This window comes from Bordetella tumbae, from assembly GCF_965139195.1.
Classification (GTDB): Bacteria; Pseudomonadota; Gammaproteobacteria; order Burkholderiales; family Burkholderiaceae_B; genus Bordetella_A; species Bordetella_A tumbae.
In genome coordinates, this window is sequence record NZ_CBCSJH010000013.1 from 72,271 (window position 1) to 88,603 (window position 16,333).

A 16,333-nucleotide genomic window follows, 5' to 3' on the forward strand; every position below is an offset into this window, starting at 1 on the left:
ACGTCGCATAATCCTAAAGCAATCGCGCGACTTGAGTTACAAACAACCGTGATCTTCCTGCGTCACTTTGAGGACACCAGCGGCACTATCCTCCGGCGCAGGGACTCCGGCTCAGAGACCAAATATAATAGTTAAAAACGTGAATTTGTTATTCTTCGCGTCCTGTATCCCGTCTGTCGATCCGATTTATGTCAAAACGCCCCGGCAATGTGTTCATGGTGGTCGCGCCCAGCGGCGCTGGCAAGTCCAGCCTGGTCAAGGCCTTGCTCGACCATGACAAATCACTGGTCTTGTCGATTTCCTGCACCACGCGCGAGCCGCGCACTGGCGAGGTGGACGGGCGTGAATACCGCTTCATCACCAAAGAGCAGTTTGAAACCCTGCGCCAAAATCAGGCGCTGCTCGAATGGGCTGAGGTGCACGGCAATTTCTACGGCACTCCGCGGGACCTGATCGATCAGGCTACCGAGGACGGCCGCGACGTACTGCTGGAGATCGACTGGCAAGGCGCTCGCCAGGTCCGCCAGCGCTTTCCTCAAGCCATCGGCATTTTTATTTTGCCGCCGTCCATCGAGGAACTCGAACATCGCCTCAAGACCCGTGGCCAAGACGCCCCCCAAGTCATCGCTCGTCGATTGCTGGCAGCTGGCGGCGAAATCGCCCACGCGCCGGAATGCGAATATGTTATTATTAATCAAGAATTTAGCGTAGCCTTGGCGGAACTGTCTCAGGTGATCAGTGCTGCCCGGCTACGTTTTTCGTCTCAGGCCGTTCGCCATGCTCCGCTGTTCGCTCAGTTGGGCATTCCGGCCGATCACTGAGACGATCCTCCTTTTCACAGCCCGTTCCAGGTATAACTCATGGCTCGCATTACTGTCGAAGACTGTCTGAATCAGATTCCTAACCGCTTCAAGCTGACGCTGACCGCTACCTATCGCGCTCGCGAGCTGGCGCAGGGCCACGCCCCGCGTATCGACAGCAAAGACAAGCCCACGGTCACCGCCCTGCGCGAAATCGCCAGCGGCCATACCGGCCTGGAAATGCTGCGTAAAGTCCCCACCTGATCCAGTCCAGGGGGCGGCAACATGGCTTTTCCCCGGCTGAAGTACGCTTCTACGGGCCTGCTCGCTGCCTTGCGAGCAGGATCACGGCTCGGACGCCGTTCCGACAAAAAAAACTCGCCAGTCGAGCTTTCCAGCACGACGTCTGACGGCACGCTTTCAGATACCCCCGCCTCTCCTGTCGCCTCGCTTGCGCCGCTGACCGAGATCATCGGCAGCTACCTCGACAAAAAAGACGTCGAGCGGGTGCGTGAGGCCTACCGGTTCGCCGACCAGGCGCATCTGGGCCAGTTCCGTGCCAGCGGTGCGCCCTATATCTCGCACCCGATCGCCGTGACAGAAATCTGCGCGGCCTGGAAACTCGACGCGAACGCGTTGTCGGCAGCCCTGCTGCACGACGTCATCGAAGATCAAGGCATCCCCAAGCAAGAGCTCGCTGAAAAATTCGGCGTACAGGTCGCCGAATTAGTCGACGGCCTGTCCAAGCTCGATCGCCTGGATTTCGCGACCAAGGCCCAGCAACAAGCCGAGAGCTTTCGCAAAATGCTGCTGGCCATGGCGCGCGACGTGCGTGTCATCCTGATCAAGCTGGCCGATCGCCTGCACAATATGCGCACGCTGGATGCGGTCAACCCCGAAAAGCGCCGCCGCATCGCTCGCGAGACCCTGGACATCTATGCGCCGATCGCGCATCGCCTGGGCCTGAATGTGCTGTTCCGCGAACTGCAGGACTTGTGCTTTGCGGCGATGTACCCCAATCGCTATCAGGTCCTGTACAAGGCCGTATTGGCTGCACGCGGCAATCGGCGCGAGGTCATAGGCAAGATCAGCGATGCAGTACGCGCCGCCCTGCCCGCCGCAGGCATCGAGGCCGAGGTCTCTGGCCGAGAAAAAACCCTGTTCGGCATCTACACCAAGATGGTCGAACAGAAAAAATCCTTCTCCGAGGTGCTGGACATCTACGGATTCCGCGTCATCGTGCACACGCTGCCGGAATGCTACCTGGCGCTAGGGACGCTGCACCAGCTATACCGCCCGGTGCCTGGCAAGTTCAAAGACTACATTGCCATCCCCAAGGTCAACGGCTATCAATCCCTGCACACGACGCTGGTGGGCCCCTATGGCACGCCTGTCGAATTCCAGTTCCGCACGCGCGACATGCATCACATTGCCGAGGCAGGCGTCGCCTCGCACTGGCTGTACAAGGGATCCGACGTCAGCCTGAACGACCTGCAAAAGCGTACGCACCAGTGGTTGCAGTCGTTGCTGGACATCCAGAGCCAGACGGGCGACTCGGGCGAATTCCTCGAGCATGTCAAAGTCGACCTGTTCCCGGATGCCGTCTACGTATTCACCCCTCGCGGCAAGATCATTTCCTTGCCACGCGGCGCCACACCGGTGGATTTCGCCTATGCGATCCACACCGACATCGGCAACCAGGCCGTGGCAACCAAGGTCAACAACGAGTTCGTGCCGCTACGCACCGAGCTCAGCAGCGGTGACGTGGTCGAGGTCATCACCTCGCCCGCCTCACGCCCCAATGCCCAATGGCTGAACTACGTGCGCACCGGCCGTGCGCGCTCGGAGATCCGCCATTATCTGCGTACAGTCAAATACGAGGAATCGGTCGCCTTTGGCGAGCGGCTGCTGGAACAAGCCCTGCAAGAGCTGCATCTGAACCTGCCTGCGCAGGACGACCCGGCCTGGCAAAAACTCGCGCGCAGCACGGGCGCGAGCTCTCGCGACGAAATTCTGGCCGATATCGGTTTGGGCAAGCGGCTGGCCGCCGTCGTTGCACGACGCTTCGCACCCGAACATCAATTGGTCGCCACGACAGCCGCCGCCGTCGACGAAATCACCTCGGCGCGCAGCGCGCCCATTCTGATCCAGGGCAACGAAGGCCAGGCAGTCCAGTTGGCCTCCTGCTGTGGCCCATTACCCGGTGACCCCATCGTCGCGGGCCTGCGCCTGGGCCAAGGCCTGGTCGTGCACACGGCAGACTGCCCCACCGCGACGCGCTTACGGGCCCGCGAACCCGATCGCTGGGTCAATGTCGCGTGGGACGCACATACCGCCAAGCACCTGTCTACACGCCTGGATGTTATTACACGTAATGAACGTGGCGTCCTGGGCCGGCTTGCCGCCGAGGTCACGGCAGCCGACGCCAACATCGTGCAGATCACCATGCATGACGATGCCATCGCGACGGTCTCGCTGCACCTGACAATCCAGGTCGACAGCCGCAAACACCTGGCCCAGGTGATCCGTTCGATACGGCATGTGCCGCAAGTCCAGAAAATCGTTCGGGTCAAGACCTGAACGACTTTAGGCCACGTGCTGTAAAAAGTCTTTCAGGCGCTGGCTCGGTGGATTGGACAACAGCTCCGCCGGCGGCCCGTCATGAGCGACCTTGCCGTCGTCGATGAAAATCAATCGGCTGCCGACTTTACGCGCGAACTCCATCTCGTGCGTCACGACCACCATTGTCATGCCCTCCTCGGCCAAGTCTCGCATGACTTTGAGCACCTCGTGGCGCAGCTCAGGATCCAACGCCGAGGTCGGCTCGTCAAACAGCATGAGCTTGGGTTTGATCGCCAACGCGCGCGCTATGGCCACACGTTGTTGCTGCCCTCCCGACAGTTCCGAGGGATAGTGATTCATCCGCTCGCCGAGGCCGACTTTACGCAAAAGATCCTCCGCCAGCGTACGCGCCTCCCGGCGTGGCATCCCTCGCGTATGGACCGGACCGAACATGACATTATCCAGTGCCGACATCTGCGGGAACAGATTGAACTGCTGGAACACCATCCCTGCCTCGCGCCGGATCTCGCGCACCTGTGCGGATGGGCCTTTCACGCTCAAACCATCGACCAGCAGATCACCGCCCTCGATCGTTTCCAACACGTTGATACAGCGTAGAAACGTGGACTTGCCTGAGCCCGAGGGTCCAACCACCACCACTACTTCGCCTGCATCAATATTCAGGGTGATGCCGTTCAGTACGACGGTATCACCAAAGCGTTTGATGACGTCGTGGAATTCGACCATGCTCATAGGATGCGCATCCTTTTTTCGACCAAACGCAAGGCCAAGGCCAGCGCTCCGGTCAGAATCAGATAGATGATCGCGACTGCCGACCAGATCTCGACCGCACGAAAATTACTGGCCATGATTTCCTGGCCCTGGCGCGTCAGTTCGGCCACGCCGATCACGATGAACAGCGATGAGTCTTTCAAGCTGATGATGCATTGATTGCCCAGTGGGGGAATCATGCGGCGAAACGCCACCGGCCCGATAATGTGCAGCAGAATCTTGTGAAACGGCAGGCCCATGGCCTGGCCAGCCTCTTTCAGGCCTTTGTGCACCGACAGCAACGAGCCGCGCACGATCTCGGCAATATAGGCACCCGAGTTGATGATCAACGTGGCGATCGCCGCCCAGATAGCATCGACGCGCAAACCTGGAATCATCAACGGCAAGGCAAAGTAGATGAACATCACCTGCACGACGATCGGCGTACCGCGAATGATCGACACGTAAATCTGGGCAATGCCTGAGAGGATCGCAGGTCCGTACGCACGCGCGACACCAGCCAGCGCCCCTAGCACAAAGCCCCCTACCAACCCCCAAAACGTGATTTTGACGGTCATCAGCGTACCGTCGAGCAGATTGGGCAAGGCAGCCCAGATGACAGACCAGTCGAATTGCACGGTCTTCCCCTTCATTTTGATGGCGCGGACCCGGCTGGCCCCGCGCGTCGTCTGCTACGTGGGTGCGAGCGGCCTCGCTCGCACCCAGCCTGCTCAGCAAACTATTTAGGGCTTTTTACCAAACCACTTCGTATAGATCTCGTCATACTGACCGTTGGATTTCAGTGTGGCGAGGGCCTGATTGACCTTGGCCGTCAGATCGCTGCCCTTGGGGAACGCGATTCCGTAAAAATCGCCGCTCTTGACCGTGCCGGCGACTTTGACCCGGCCTTTGCCCGCGGTATTGGCGTAGTACTGCACGTTCGGCGTATCGTGCACGGCGGCATCGACACGGCCGGTAGCCAACTCGAGATAGGCGTTATCGATGTTCGGGAACAGCCGCAGTTTGGCGTCCGGCACCTCTTTTTTCATGAAGTCGACCGTAGCGGTGCCGGTCTTGACGGCGACACTTTTGCCCGCCAGGTCGGACGCGGCCTTGATATCGGTATTGTTGTCAGCCACCAGAATGGCCAAGCCGCTCTCGTAATAAGGGTCCGAAAAATCAATGACCTGTTTGCGATCGTCCCGTATCGTGATTCCCGCCAGCGCCGCATCGATGTTTTTCGTCTGCAGACCGGGGATAATGCCGTTGAAATCCATCGGCTGCAGCTTGTATTTCAGGTTCAGCTCTTTGGCGATAGCGGCCCAGAGGTCGATGTCAAAACCGGTGTAGGTACTGCCCTGCTTGAATTCAAACGGAATAAACGCCGTATCCGTGGCGACGATCAGCTCTTTATCTTGGGCCGCGGCGGTGGAAACTGCGCCGATCAGGCTCAAACCCATCAGCACGGCGGCAAATTTGCGTTTCATCATCGATCTGCTCCTGTAGAGACAACGAACCTCTGGTAAATCCAGATAGGCCAATAAACACATTGCAACGGATAGCTGCATGCCTGTAATCCATCTTAACTCATGCGTCCCCATGAGCGTATAAGGGACGACGCCAATGCCCGATCCGGCCCCAAATGTAACTTGACCGGAAATATCGCGGAGATCCAGCGGAAAGTATCCTATAGGGTGTGATTATTTCCTCGATGACGCTCTACGCCGGAGACGACTCATGCCGTTCAAACCTGTACGCATCACGGGTACTCGCCGCCAAGTTGGCGCCGCATTAGGAAAACTCGCCCGCCCGCTGATGTCCGTCTATCTGGATCAAAGCACAACTTGGCGAGCGTTACGCCCCTGGCGCGGTCACGCCTATCTGCAGGAGCTCGCCGCACACATCCAGCGCAACCTGCCTGAACTCTGGCAAGAGTTCGAAGGCATGGTCGAGGGACTGCAAATGCCTGCAGAGGATTTGCTGCTGTGGAACTGCCGTGGTGATCTGTTGCATCAGACGACTGACGGCTGCACCTCTGTTGCGATACACGGCCCCGATGGCACTCGGTGGATCGGCCATAACGAGGATGGTGACCCCTACCTTTACGGACGTTGCCATGTGGTCGACGTACAGCCCGATGATGCACCGGGCTATGTCAGTTTCTATTACCCGGGGTCATTACCTGGGCATACCTTTGCCGCCAATCGCGCAGGGATTGTCCAGACCATCAATAATCTGCGTACGCGCACCCGGCGTGCGGGCGTACCGCGTATGTTTTTGGCACGCGCCGTACTGGACTGCACGACCCTGGATCAGGCGATCACACGCTTGCACGACACGCCACGTGCCGGCGCGTTTCATCACACGTTGGGCGCGGCGGGCGACAAGCGCTTGTTCAGCATAGAGGCTATGCCTGGCCTGTGCTCCATCGAGCCCGTCCAGCGCCGATATGGACATGCGAATCACCTGGTACATGGGGCGACCCAAGACATTGCCCAGATCATCACCGAGTCATCCCGCTCACGTCAAAGCCGCATCGAAAGTCTGCTGGACAGCTGGCACGAAGACATCACAGAAAGCGACGTCGTCGCCGCCTTGCACGATAAAGAAGGAAACCTACCTATTCTGCGCCGCGCAGCCGATGACCCCGACGAGGAAAACACCCTGGCAACTGCGGTATTTACCCTGGACGACGCTCACGTCACCCTGAAGGTTTACGATCGGAAAGCAACAGCGGCACAAAGCCTCGCCATCAAATGATGGATCGCACCGACATGAATCGGCTCAGCGTTGTGGCGCACTTCACTGCGAAAAAAGCCGTCAAGATCAACAATGATCTTGACGGCTGATTACGCAGCTCGGGCGTTATGCCCTATCGCACGGATTAATAGCGATACTTCGCCATCAGGTTGCCACCGGTTTCGTGATAACCCGCGGTCCCCTGGTTATGGAACAACTCGACGTTGAGCGAAATGCGCTGATTGATGTTGCCCTCCACGCCCAATTTCAACTGGCCAGCATCGCGTCCGCTATTCATTTTTGCATCGGTATTGTTCATACGGACACCGTAGCCCTTGCTGGAATGCAGCCAGTTCGCCTCAAAGTGCGGCGTGATGACAGACGTCAATCCCGTTGGGATATGCGCAGCGGCGCGCAAGCCCAAACTGGTCCGCATGCGCGATCCGTTCTGAAACTCGATACGGGTGCCAGTGCTGTCGGTGAAATTGTCCGAGCGTACATGCTGATAGGTCAACTGCGCATGTGGCTGCAACACGTACTTCACGTTATTGCGTTCGGCGATCTTGGCGTTGTAGCCAAACTCCAGCGACGCGGTCATGCCTTTTGATTTGTATTTCTCGCTCGGCAGATCGTTACCCTTGACGTGGTTATCGAACTGGTTCCACAGCAGCCAGCTGTCCACGTACACCCCTTGCTGAGTTTCGGCATTCTGCTGATAGGTTCCATACAGGCCCAGACCGTAGCCATCGACTTTGCCCTTGCTGCCAAAGCCAGCCAAGCTCGAACTGGTATTGCCATCATAGTGGCCGTACCCACCCATCACACCGAGCGTCACCTGATCGCGATCATTGGTGGAATCCACCAGCATATCGACACCCATCATGACCGTATTCTTGTCACCCTTGGTGCGCAACTGACCGGATGTGTCTTTCAGAGCGCTGTGCGAACCGCTGTACCGGATCCAGGCACTGCCCTGATGGGGATGGCCTTCGCCCTGGAAATAGCTGCCCAAGCGATCGTTCAGGTTCATCTGGAACATCGTGTTGGCCGCCCAGGCGTTGCTGTTGTACGAGCCTGCCTGGGGAGCAACAACGACGATGCCTTTCTCGGGCACTGGTGCCGAAGCCTCGGCGGGCAAAGGTGCCGGCGCAACCACGGGCTCATCAGCCGGAACGTCCGGGGTTTCCTCCTCGAGTGCTTGCTGTTCGTTCGACGCATCATCGGACTCCTCGCCCGACTGTTTCGGGGGCTGCTCGTCCGAATGCTCTTCAACCTGCTCGATTGGCTCGGGCGACGTATCATCGTCGGCTACAGCGACCTTTTCGATTGCCTCGGCTTGTTCTTTGGTAAGGGGCCCGTAGTATGGGAGTCCGTTCTCGTCGACATGCGGAACGGGTGTGTCGGAAACTCCGCTATCGCCAGGGACCACCGGGACATCAGGCATCGTGCTATTGCCGACCACGGGGACTGCCTTTATCTCCTCGGTTTTTGCTTCGACTTTTTCCTCGGTGTGGTTAACCGCGGACGGGGGCATTATCTTGTCGGCCCCCGGAGCGATTGTGTTGGACGAGCCGCTACCATTAAGAGCCTCCGATGCATTAGAAAACGTACCATTGACGGCTTTGGCGTCTGCCTCGAGCGCTCTGTCTTTTTTCGCTGCATCTTCTTTGGTCTCGGGCCCGTACAGCTGCTTCTCCTCCTTGTCGACATACACAGGAGTTATGTCGGACGCAGTTGTATTAGACGCAGTTGTATTGGACGCAGTTGCATTGGACGTTTCGGTCTTGTTGTAGATCGTCATTGCAGTGAACTGCGACGTCACATTGGTCTGTACGGGAAACGTCGCAGGTTCAGGCACGATTTCGTTTGATGAGTTCGTCAGCGGCGTACCCTCGGCACCAAAGGCTTGATCGAAGACAAACGCGTCATCTTGCAATTGAGGCGCGAACGTCCCGTTCACAGGCGACGTCTTATTCATCCATTCGTCGATCTGATTTGTCGAATTCCAAGAGGTGAATGCGTGCCCCACATTCGGCAGCAGCAATGGACCCACCAAAGCACAGGCAGCGATTGAGACCGACTTTTTACCTCGGCTTTTCGTCAACTCTGACACGACCACCCAGCAGTGCAGACTGCGATTCCAGACTAACTTAAAGACCTTATTCATTTATTCTCTTTCTCTCCCGACAAGGCTAGGCAATTTGATATCTCAACAAGAAAAAACGGACGATTCCTGCATCTAAGAAGAAATCATGCTCGAGATTTGGCCACGATCAATGCAGAGATGAAATGCCGGCCGTTTGATAAAAACACGTATAAATCGCGTCGGATTATTAGTGTCGAAATCTCATTTTTTCGCTGTTTTTGAGGGGTCTCATGTCATCCAAAGCGCACCCCGAACCGACTTAGATACCTAAGAAACGACCCCTCAACAAAATCAGACTATTCCTGCCCTCACAACGTTGAGACCGTCGTCCACCGCAAACGCCGCGTTGCAGTCGATGAGACTCGGCTTCTGTAAAACATCTTTCCAAGCCTTAAGCGAATCCATCGCCATGGATCGACGCCCTCCTCATCCTTCATAGGAGGCCGAGCCTGTTCTATGACAGAGCCGAGACAGCACTCGACCCAATCGCCAAAATCTGCAATACAACAATGCATCGTTGTCAAAAAAATGCCTTTTTTCAGGCCTAGACTTCCGCCCCTGACGATTGCAATCCGACCCTGTTTTTGAGCTGGCTTATCAACGTGTGCACTCTCGCCTGATCACCGCGGGTGCGCGCACTCTTTCCAGGCGATACGAAACGATGATGCGAAGTAACACTGAGGGACGGCCCTATACGCGCAAGCTTGCGTGGGCAATGAGTCTGTCGTTGGCGGTCCTGCTGGCGGCTTGCAGCAATAGCGATTCGGACGATGACGACACGACGACGCCTCCTCCCGGCGGCTCGACCGAGTGCACCGCCGAGGCTCACTGTGCGCCCGCGCCCTGACCCCTCTTCTTTCATTCACGGAAATCACGTACCCAACATGTCATTTGATCCCTCCAAGCGCGGGTTTCTGCGTGCTTCGCTAGGCACGACCGCGGCATTGACCGCCCTCTCGACGCTGCCGCTGTCTATCCGCCGCGCTCTGGCCATCGAAGCCAACTCCGTCACAGGCACCATGCAAGACGTCAAGCACGTGGTGTTGCTGATGCTGGAAAACCGTTCGTTCGATAGCCATTTCGGCACGTTCCGCGGCGTGCGCGGATTTGGCGATCGTCATCCGATCCCTTTGGCAAACGGCAGTCATGTGCTTTATCAGACCGACGCCAACGGCAATACCGAAACGCCATATCACCTGGACAGCAGCATAGGCAACGCACAGCGCGCGGGCGGCACCCCGCACACCTGGCCTGACGCGCAGGCAGCTTGGGATCATGGCCGCATGAACCGCTGGCCCGTGGCGAAGCAACCGCTGTCCATGGCCTACATGGAAAACGCCGAAGTCCCGTTCCATCGGGCGCTGGCGGACGCCTTTACGCTGTGCGATGCATATCACTGTTCCATGCACACAGGCACGATCCCGAATCGCCTGTTCTACTGGACCGGCACGAACGGCCCGTCGGGCGATAACTACGCGGCTATCATCAACCAGTACAACGGCGGCAACGATGTCGGCCCGTCGACCGAAGGCTGGACGTGGACCACTTATGCGGACCGCCTGGAACAAGCCGGTGTCAGCTGGAAGGTCTACCAAAGCCTGGACGACAATTTCGGCTGCAATCAGCTCATGACGTTCCGCCATTGGCGCGAGGCCATGGAGGTCATGCCTGCGGATCGCCGCCCTGTGGCGTTGCCCGCCATTTCGCCGGCCTATGATCCCGCCATCGACGATGCGCTGAGCCCGCTGGCCAAGGGCTTTGGCAACACCATGCCCGATGGCTTGCTGCAAAGCCTGCGAGATGACGTGAAAAATGGCACGCTGCCTGCTGTGTCGTGGATCATTCCTCCATCGACCTACAGCGAGCATCCTGGCCCCTCCAGTCCCGCCCAAGGCGGGTGGTACATGCAAGAGGTTCTGGATGCATTGACGTCGAATCCAGAGGTTTGGGCCAGTACGGTCTTGCTGATCAATTACGACGAAAACGACGGATTCTTCGACCACTTACCGCCGCCGTCTGCACCGTCGGTTCGTGATGATGGCTCCTTGGCTGGCAAAACGACGCTGAGCGACAAGGAGATGGCCTTTGAGTACTACAACTATGCTCCAGCCTCTTCGTCGCATCCTGCGCAAGACGGCAAACCCTTTGGCCCGGGTCCGCGCGTGCCGATGTGGGTGGTATCCCCCTGGAGCCGTGGCGGCTGGGTGAATTCCCAGGTGTTTGATCACACGTCGACGCTGCTGTTTCTGGAAAAGCGATTTGGCGTACAAGAACCCAATATCAGCGCCTATCGCCGCGCGATCTGCGGCGACCTTACGACGGCGTTCAATTTCGCCAACCCGAACGGCGAGGCGCTGCCCACGCTGGCCGGCAGCACGACCAAAGACGCGGCGGCCGAACTGGTCGTTCAACAAGAATCCGCCTCGGCCATTCCGGTGCCAGTGGATCCTGCGTTGCCGAGTCAGGAAACCGGCACACGGCCCTCGCGCGCCCTGCCGTACGAGTTGCATACGACGGCCAAGCCCGACGTCAATGCAGGAACAGTCACGCTGGCGTTTGCCAATAGCGGCCAGGCTGGCGCGGTGTTTCATGTATACGACAAGCTGCACCTGGGCCAGATCCCGCGCCGCTATATGGTCGAAGCCGGCAAGGAGCTCGATGACGCCATCGACGTCAGTGCAGACAATGGCCGATACCATTTCTGGATACTGGGTCCCAATGGCTACCATCGCGAGTTCATTGGCGATCTGCGCGACACGGCAACATCCGGATTGGAAATCCAGGTCTGCTATCAGTTGTGCGAACCGCCAGAGGTCCAAGTCAAGCTATACAACCGTAGCGACAGCGCAGTCACATTCAGTGCAGTTGCCCAAGCCTATCACCAGGATGGTCCGTGGACGAGCCTGGTCGAAGCTGGAAAAATCGGCAAACTGAGCTGGGCGCTAGGTGACAGCGGTAATTGGTATGACTTTGTCGTGACCGCGGGCGATTCAAAGGGCTGGTCGCGCCGCTTTGCCGGTCACGTAGAGAACGGCAAAGACTCGGTTTCGGACCCCGAGATGGGTCAAGCCTGATGACACCGGGGCGAAACGCCGTGAAGTTTCGCCCCGGACGTTGGAAGGATGCCCGAACGTTATTGGCAGCCACATGCCCCGCAGTACAAGGCATGAGGCCTGCCCGGCGACTTAATCTGGCGCCTGAGTCGAAGCCGTTGCGTGTCGCAGCATGCTGGCACTCACTCGCTCTGAAAGACCGACGTCGGAAAACAATAGTTCGCGCATATGCCGTTCGAGGGCCAAGTCTTTCGCACGTTGTCCTTGCCCATTTGTAATATCGGGGTTGGCGCCATTGAGCAGCAGCGTGCGGCAGCACGGCAAATCGCCATGCAACACAGCCAGATGCAGAGACGTGTTTCCATCCCGGTCTTGCGCATTGAGAGAGTACTGCCATCTATCGACCGCAGCCTGTGGCTCCCTGCTCGCCACATAGCTGAATGGCGCCGTGAAGAGGTTTGCAGCGTAGCCCAGCATCGTGGCCTGGGAAGCGGCAGCGGCAGCGGAATCGATCGGCTGTCCCTGCATGGCGCGTCGGCAACTGAGAACGATGTCGCCGTGACCGTGCTGCGCAGCCAACATAAAAGCGGTGCGTCCGGTATCGTAGGTGCGCAAATCCCAAACATCCAGGGGTAACCTTTCGAGCAGCGCGTCCATGGCCCTGGCCTTTCCTTGCTCTGCAGCGCGATGCAGGCATGAGTATCCTGATTTCTTTAGCTCAGTGACGACCAATTCCACATCACTGGCATTGCTCAGCAGAGAATCAATGGCCTTATCATCATCACTGGCCACATATTCGGCCAGGCTTTGCATCAGATCCTGCGTATGAAGCGTGTCGCTCTTCGCTCCGGGAAGGTGAGCCGAAACGGCGGATACGAAAGCACGGATGAACATGGTTGAAACCTCGTCGTTGACATGGCGGTTACCGACCACAAAGCGGCACGCGCTCGAAACAGTGCGTGCGTGATCAGGCATCCGCTTATGTACCAAATCAACGTGTCGAGTCTCGTACGGCGTCAGCTCAAACCGTGAGATTCGGACTCGATTTACTTGTCCCGCCCGATCATCTGAGCGTCTTGATCAATAAAGCCTGGTATGTGGAACAGCCAATCAGGCCGCACCAAGCCCGGACTGGCCGTTTACCGCCATGAACAGGTCATCGACATGTACCATCAAGTCGCGGACCTGGCGCAACAGTGGATATTGACGCCGCACCGTGTCCCATCTGGCAGATGTCAACAGCTGTTCCCAGACGGACGCCAGGCTCTGCCTATCGCCAGACGCTGCATCTGCCACACCACTGGCATACGCCACGCTGCCAGGCGCGGACAAGAGTTGCATGCGGGTCGCGGTACTGAGCAGTTTTGGATAGGCGTCAGCCGATGCGTCACAGCAATAGAGGACACTGCCTGCCACATGGGTATCATCACCGGCGAATCTCTTTAATGATGAGCCGCGCAATCGCATACGTCCTTGATGGGTGTCAAACACATACGTTGCATCGGCCTCGGCACTGGCCAATAGCCGCAAACCCCGCAGCAGGCGAGGTAAATCGGTAGTCGCTGCCTCGACGGAGGCTTTGGCCTCAATGAGCAGGCAGACGTCAAACGCCGGCGCGTCTCCATCCGAAGAAACCTGCTGCAACAGCACGGCATCCCACTCACTCTTGGCATAGTCGGCGTTTCCTGGCAGCGACGGGGAGGCACGCATCGACGTCACTACGCGATAGGGTGTTCTGTTCTCCGGTTGCGCATTCAGCCGCTGGGCCAACACCTCTAGCGCCTGTGCCGCGCGTGCTTCGACTGCCGCGCCGCGCTGCTGCGATGCAGCGCCTTGTTCCATCGCAATGGCACTGCCTGCACGGGGCCCCTGCTGGTCCCATAGCGACCGGTAACGCTGCACCTGCTGGTCGGATACCAGCACCGCCAGGCGTTGTAACCGTCCTAGCGCCGGGCTGCCAAACAACCGGTCCGTGCCGCGCGCGACCGCCGAATCGGCTTCGGCCTGTGCCAGAGGCAGGACTTGTTCCGCACAGGCAGACAGCGCGTTCCAGTCCTCTGCGACCGCAAAGGCCTGTAACTGCGTTAGCGCCGCATGCAGCGCCCCTGAGGGCATGCGCTGCAGTTTTGCCGGATGAGCGATGGTATTGACCGCGGCATGGACTTCGCGGCGATCCTGATTGGCATGGGCAGCCAGCGAAGCATACTCACGCACGGCGGCGATTTGATAGCGCAAGACCATGGCCTGAAAAGCGGTGTCCCCCCGCGCTGGCTGCATCGCCTCCCGAATCAAACAATCGAGGGCATCGAAGAACCTGTATTTCAGGGCATCGTCCGGCGTTTCGCCGGCCTCTAGCGAGATTCGAATCTGCTCCAGCACGATTGCGAGCGTCGCCGATGGACTGTCATCTTGCGTGCGAGATGATGCCGTCGGCATCGCGGGCAGCCGATACCGGCGCCTCACCGTGCGCAGTGTGTCTTGCAGCAATAAGGGCGCAGGCTGCACGGGTTGCATTACGCTTGATGTTGAAACGGCGCTGGCGCAGGCACGGCATCCACGAGTCTCAAGAACATATGTTTGTCCGCGTAGAACTTGCCATCGATACACAGCGAATCGGGCTCTTCACCACATAGCTGAAAGCCCAGGCTTAAGTAGAGCTGAAACGCCACCGTATTGGACGCTGTCACGTTCAATGTGATCTGTCGAATTCCCGCCAATTCGCGGGTGTGGGCGATAGCCGCCGCCAGCAGCGCCCTGGCCGCCCCCTTTCCCCGCAAATCGGGGTGCACATATACGCCCCATATCGTGGCCTTGTGCGTGGCCTTTTTACCCCGATGCCGGAATACGCCCGCGCTGCCCTTGAGCTCGCCGGCGACAAACGCTCCGATGATCAAGGCGTCGTCAGTCGGGCCGACGCGGGCAGACCAATCCGCCTCTGACAGAACGGACTCGTCCTCGAGGCTGCTCATGAACGACTCGGGAGAGTCTGCGAGCATTTGCGCGCGCAGCACCCGAAACGCCGCGACGTCTGCATGATTCAGCAATCGGTATTCCGGCCTATGGGCCGGGGATCTCTGTTGGGCTGACATGAAAAGCTCGGACCTCCAAAATGTAAATTTTGACACAGCGCGACCCTAGGACTTTCCCCTATGTAGGGGTTTCCTGGGGCAATCGGCGTTCCTGGCCCCGTAGAATTGCAACGCTTATGGCACCGCAATGCTTGCTCGCAGTGTTTCTGTGATATGCCGGGCACATCGCCCTCTCTATGCGAAGAAGGATCACTCGAATGAAAAAGACCCTCCCCCTATTGGCCGGCAGTTTTGTGCTGGCTTTCAGCGCCGGCGCTATGGCTCAAACCAAGTGGGACCTGCCCAGCGCCTATCCTGCGAGCAATTTCCACGTCGAAAACCTGAATAACTTTGCCAAAGACGTCGAATCGCTGTCGGGCGGACAGCTCAAGATCACGATACACAATAATGCGTCGCTCTATAAAGCGCCCGAGATCAAGCGCGCGGTACAAGGCAACCAGGCACAGATCGGCGAGATCCTGCTGACCAACTACGCGAACGAAGATCCGATCTATGCCCTGGACGGCCTGCCCTTTCTGGCCACGGGCTACGACGCCTCATTCAAGCTTTATCAGACACAAAAACCGTATCTGGAAAAGAAGCTTGCCTCGCAAGGCATGACGCTGCTGTTTACCGTCGCCTGGCCTCCTCAAGGCATTTTTGCCAACCGCGACCTGAAAACCGTGGACGACCTGAAGGGACTGAAATGGCGCGCCTATAGCCCTGTCACCGCCAAAATCGCGGAGCTGGCTGGCGCCCAGCCCGTCACGGTCCAGGCTGCCGAGCTGTCTCAAGCCATGGCCACGGGCGTGATTGATTCGTACATGTCGTCGGCCTCGACTGGCTATGACACCAAGACCTACGAGTACATCAAGAAATGGTATGACACGCAGGCCTGGCTGCCCAAGAACGCGATCATTGTGAACAAGAAAGCCTTTGACGCGCTCGATCCGGCGACCCAGGAAGCCCTGAAAAAAGCGGGCGCCCAAGCGGAAGAGCGCGGCTGGAAGCTCGCCCAGGAGAAAGGCGAATGGTACAAGCAGGAGCTCACGAAAAACGGCATGGCCATCATTCAACCCACGCCTGAACTGAAGGCCGGTTTGAACAAGATCGGCGAGGTCATGATCAACGAATGGACCGAGCGCGCCGGCGATGACGGCAAGGCCATCATCGAAGCCTATCGCAAGATGTAAT

The 16,333-nt window shown here is 58.3% G+C and carries 14 protein-coding genes; 7 read left to right on the forward strand and 7 right to left on the reverse strand.

Features of this window, described 5'->3' with window-relative positions:
* Nucleotides 1-188 precede the first annotated feature (188 nt).
* Genes gmk through ACNA0J_RS15435 form a run of 3 tightly spaced genes read left to right on the forward strand, consistent with a single transcriptional unit; the run spans nucleotide 189 to nucleotide 3,380 of the window.
* Entirely contained in the window at nucleotides 189-821 is a 633-nt protein-coding gene (gene gmk, locus ACNA0J_RS15425; RefSeq protein WP_415819759.1) for a guanylate kinase, read from the forward strand.
* 39 nt (nucleotides 822-860) lie between these two features.
* Entirely contained in the window at nucleotides 861-1,064 is a 204-nt protein-coding gene (gene rpoZ, locus ACNA0J_RS15430; RefSeq protein WP_094821324.1) for a DNA-directed RNA polymerase subunit omega, read from the forward strand.
* Nucleotides 1,065-1,085: 21 nt separating this feature from the next.
* Nucleotides 1,086-3,380: a RelA/SpoT family protein gene (locus ACNA0J_RS15435; RefSeq protein WP_415819760.1), complete on the forward strand. Its 2,295-nt coding sequence runs from the start codon at nucleotides 1,086-1,088 to the stop codon at nucleotides 3,378-3,380.
* Between the two features lie 6 nt (nucleotides 3,381-3,386).
* On the opposite strand, the gene glnQ is transcribed toward ACNA0J_RS15435, so the two are convergent.
* The 3 genes from glnQ to glnH form a co-directional block, all read right to left on the reverse strand.
* Entirely contained in the window at nucleotides 3,387-4,115 is a 729-nt protein-coding gene (glnQ, locus tag ACNA0J_RS15440; RefSeq protein WP_415819761.1) for a glutamine ABC transporter ATP-binding protein GlnQ, read from the reverse strand.
* Nucleotides 4,112-4,771, reverse strand: a complete 660-nt coding sequence (gene glnP, locus ACNA0J_RS15445) for a glutamine ABC transporter permease GlnP (protein ID WP_415804880.1) — start codon at nucleotides 4,769-4,771, stop codon at nucleotides 4,112-4,114. Before glnP ends, glnQ begins: the two co-directional genes overlap by 4 nt.
* A 105-nt stretch (nucleotides 4,772-4,876) precedes the next feature.
* On the reverse strand, nucleotides 4,877-5,623 hold the full coding sequence (gene glnH, locus ACNA0J_RS15450; RefSeq protein WP_415819762.1) for a glutamine ABC transporter substrate-binding protein GlnH: 747 nt from the start codon (nucleotides 5,621-5,623) through the stop codon (nucleotides 4,877-4,879).
* Between the two features lie 247 nt (nucleotides 5,624-5,870).
* On the opposite strand from glnH, the gene ACNA0J_RS15455 reads away from it, so the two are divergent.
* Nucleotides 5,871-6,893 (forward strand): C45 family autoproteolytic acyltransferase/hydolase, encoded by a 1,023-nt coding sequence (locus ACNA0J_RS15455; RefSeq protein ID WP_415819763.1) that lies wholly within the window; start codon nucleotides 5,871-5,873, stop codon nucleotides 6,891-6,893.
* Nucleotides 6,894-7,017: 124 nt separating this feature from the next.
* Here ACNA0J_RS15455 and ACNA0J_RS15460 read toward each other — a convergent pair whose 3' ends face one another.
* Complete coding sequence (locus ACNA0J_RS15460) at nucleotides 7,018-9,039, reverse strand: autotransporter outer membrane beta-barrel domain-containing protein (RefSeq protein ID WP_415819764.1); 2,022 nt, start codon at nucleotides 9,037-9,039, stop codon at nucleotides 7,018-7,020.
* 640 nt (nucleotides 9,040-9,679) lie between these two features.
* Here ACNA0J_RS15460 and ACNA0J_RS15465 point away from each other — a divergent pair.
* Both ACNA0J_RS15465 and ACNA0J_RS15470 read left to right on the forward strand, forming a co-directional pair.
* A complete protein-coding gene (locus ACNA0J_RS15465) occupies nucleotides 9,680-9,865 on the forward strand; it encodes a hypothetical protein (protein WP_415819765.1) in 186 nt (61 codons plus the stop codon).
* Between the two features lie 37 nt (nucleotides 9,866-9,902).
* The gene (locus ACNA0J_RS15470; RefSeq protein ID WP_415819766.1) at nucleotides 9,903-12,092 is read left to right on the forward strand and encodes a phosphocholine-specific phospholipase C; all 2,190 of its coding nucleotides are present in this window, start codon (nucleotides 9,903-9,905) and stop codon (nucleotides 12,090-12,092) included.
* Between the two features lie 111 nt (nucleotides 12,093-12,203).
* On the opposite strand, the gene ACNA0J_RS15475 is transcribed toward ACNA0J_RS15470, so the two are convergent.
* From ACNA0J_RS15475 to ACNA0J_RS15485, 3 genes are all read right to left on the reverse strand, one after another.
* Nucleotides 12,204-12,965: an ankyrin repeat domain-containing protein gene (locus tag ACNA0J_RS15475; RefSeq protein ID WP_415819767.1), complete on the reverse strand. Its 762-nt coding sequence runs from the start codon at nucleotides 12,963-12,965 to the stop codon at nucleotides 12,204-12,206.
* Between the two features lie 216 nt (nucleotides 12,966-13,181).
* Nucleotides 13,182-14,585, reverse strand: a complete 1,404-nt coding sequence (locus tag ACNA0J_RS15480) for a 3-deoxy-D-arabino-heptulosonate 7-phosphate synthase (RefSeq protein ID WP_415819768.1) — start codon at nucleotides 14,583-14,585, stop codon at nucleotides 13,182-13,184.
* Nucleotides 14,585-15,115, reverse strand: a complete 531-nt coding sequence (locus tag ACNA0J_RS15485) for a GNAT family N-acetyltransferase (RefSeq protein WP_415819769.1) — start codon at nucleotides 15,113-15,115, stop codon at nucleotides 14,585-14,587. The genes ACNA0J_RS15480 and ACNA0J_RS15485 overlap by 1 nt, the downstream gene beginning before the upstream one ends.
* Nucleotides 15,116-15,357: 242 nt before the next feature.
* Between ACNA0J_RS15485 and ACNA0J_RS15490 the strand changes: the two genes are divergently transcribed.
* Nucleotides 15,358-16,332 (forward strand): TRAP transporter substrate-binding protein, encoded by a 975-nt coding sequence (locus ACNA0J_RS15490; RefSeq protein ID WP_415819770.1) that lies wholly within the window; start codon nucleotides 15,358-15,360, stop codon nucleotides 16,330-16,332.
* The last annotated feature ends 1 nt before the right edge of the window (nucleotide 16,333 follow it).

Bases quoted from the DNA above. Each gene is read 5' to 3' on its own strand.
- gmk (WP_415819759.1), top strand. From the start codon at position 189: ATGTCAAAACGCCCCGGCAATGTGTTCATGGTGGTCGCGCCCAGCGGC.
- rpoZ (WP_094821324.1), top strand. From the start codon at position 861: ATGGCTCGCATTACTGTCGAAGACTGTCTGAATCAGATTCCTAACCGC.
- ACNA0J_RS15435 (WP_415819760.1), top strand. From the start codon at position 1,086: ATGGCTTTTCCCCGGCTGAAGTACGCTTCTACGGGCCTGCTCGCTGCC.
- glnQ (WP_415819761.1), bottom strand. From the start codon at position 4,115: ATGAGCATGGTCGAATTCCACGACGTCATCAAACGCTTTGGTGATACC.
- glnH (WP_415819762.1), bottom strand. From the start codon at position 5,623: ATGATGAAACGCAAATTTGCCGCCGTGCTGATGGGTTTGAGCCTGATC.
- ACNA0J_RS15455 (WP_415819763.1), top strand. From the start codon at position 5,871: ATGCCGTTCAAACCTGTACGCATCACGGGTACTCGCCGCCAAGTTGGC.
- ACNA0J_RS15460 (WP_415819764.1), bottom strand. From the start codon at position 9,039: ATGAATAAGGTCTTTAAGTTAGTCTGGAATCGCAGTCTGCACTGCTGG.
- ACNA0J_RS15465 (WP_415819765.1), top strand. From the start codon at position 9,680: ATGATGCGAAGTAACACTGAGGGACGGCCCTATACGCGCAAGCTTGCG.
- ACNA0J_RS15470 (WP_415819766.1), top strand. From the start codon at position 9,903: ATGTCATTTGATCCCTCCAAGCGCGGGTTTCTGCGTGCTTCGCTAGGC.
- ACNA0J_RS15475 (WP_415819767.1), bottom strand. From the start codon at position 12,965: ATGTTCATCCGTGCTTTCGTATCCGCCGTTTCGGCTCACCTTCCCGGA.
- ACNA0J_RS15480 (WP_415819768.1), bottom strand. From the start codon at position 14,585: ATGCAACCCGTGCAGCCTGCGCCCTTATTGCTGCAAGACACACTGCGC.
- ACNA0J_RS15490 (WP_415819770.1), top strand. From the start codon at position 15,358: ATGAAAAAGACCCTCCCCCTATTGGCCGGCAGTTTTGTGCTGGCTTTC.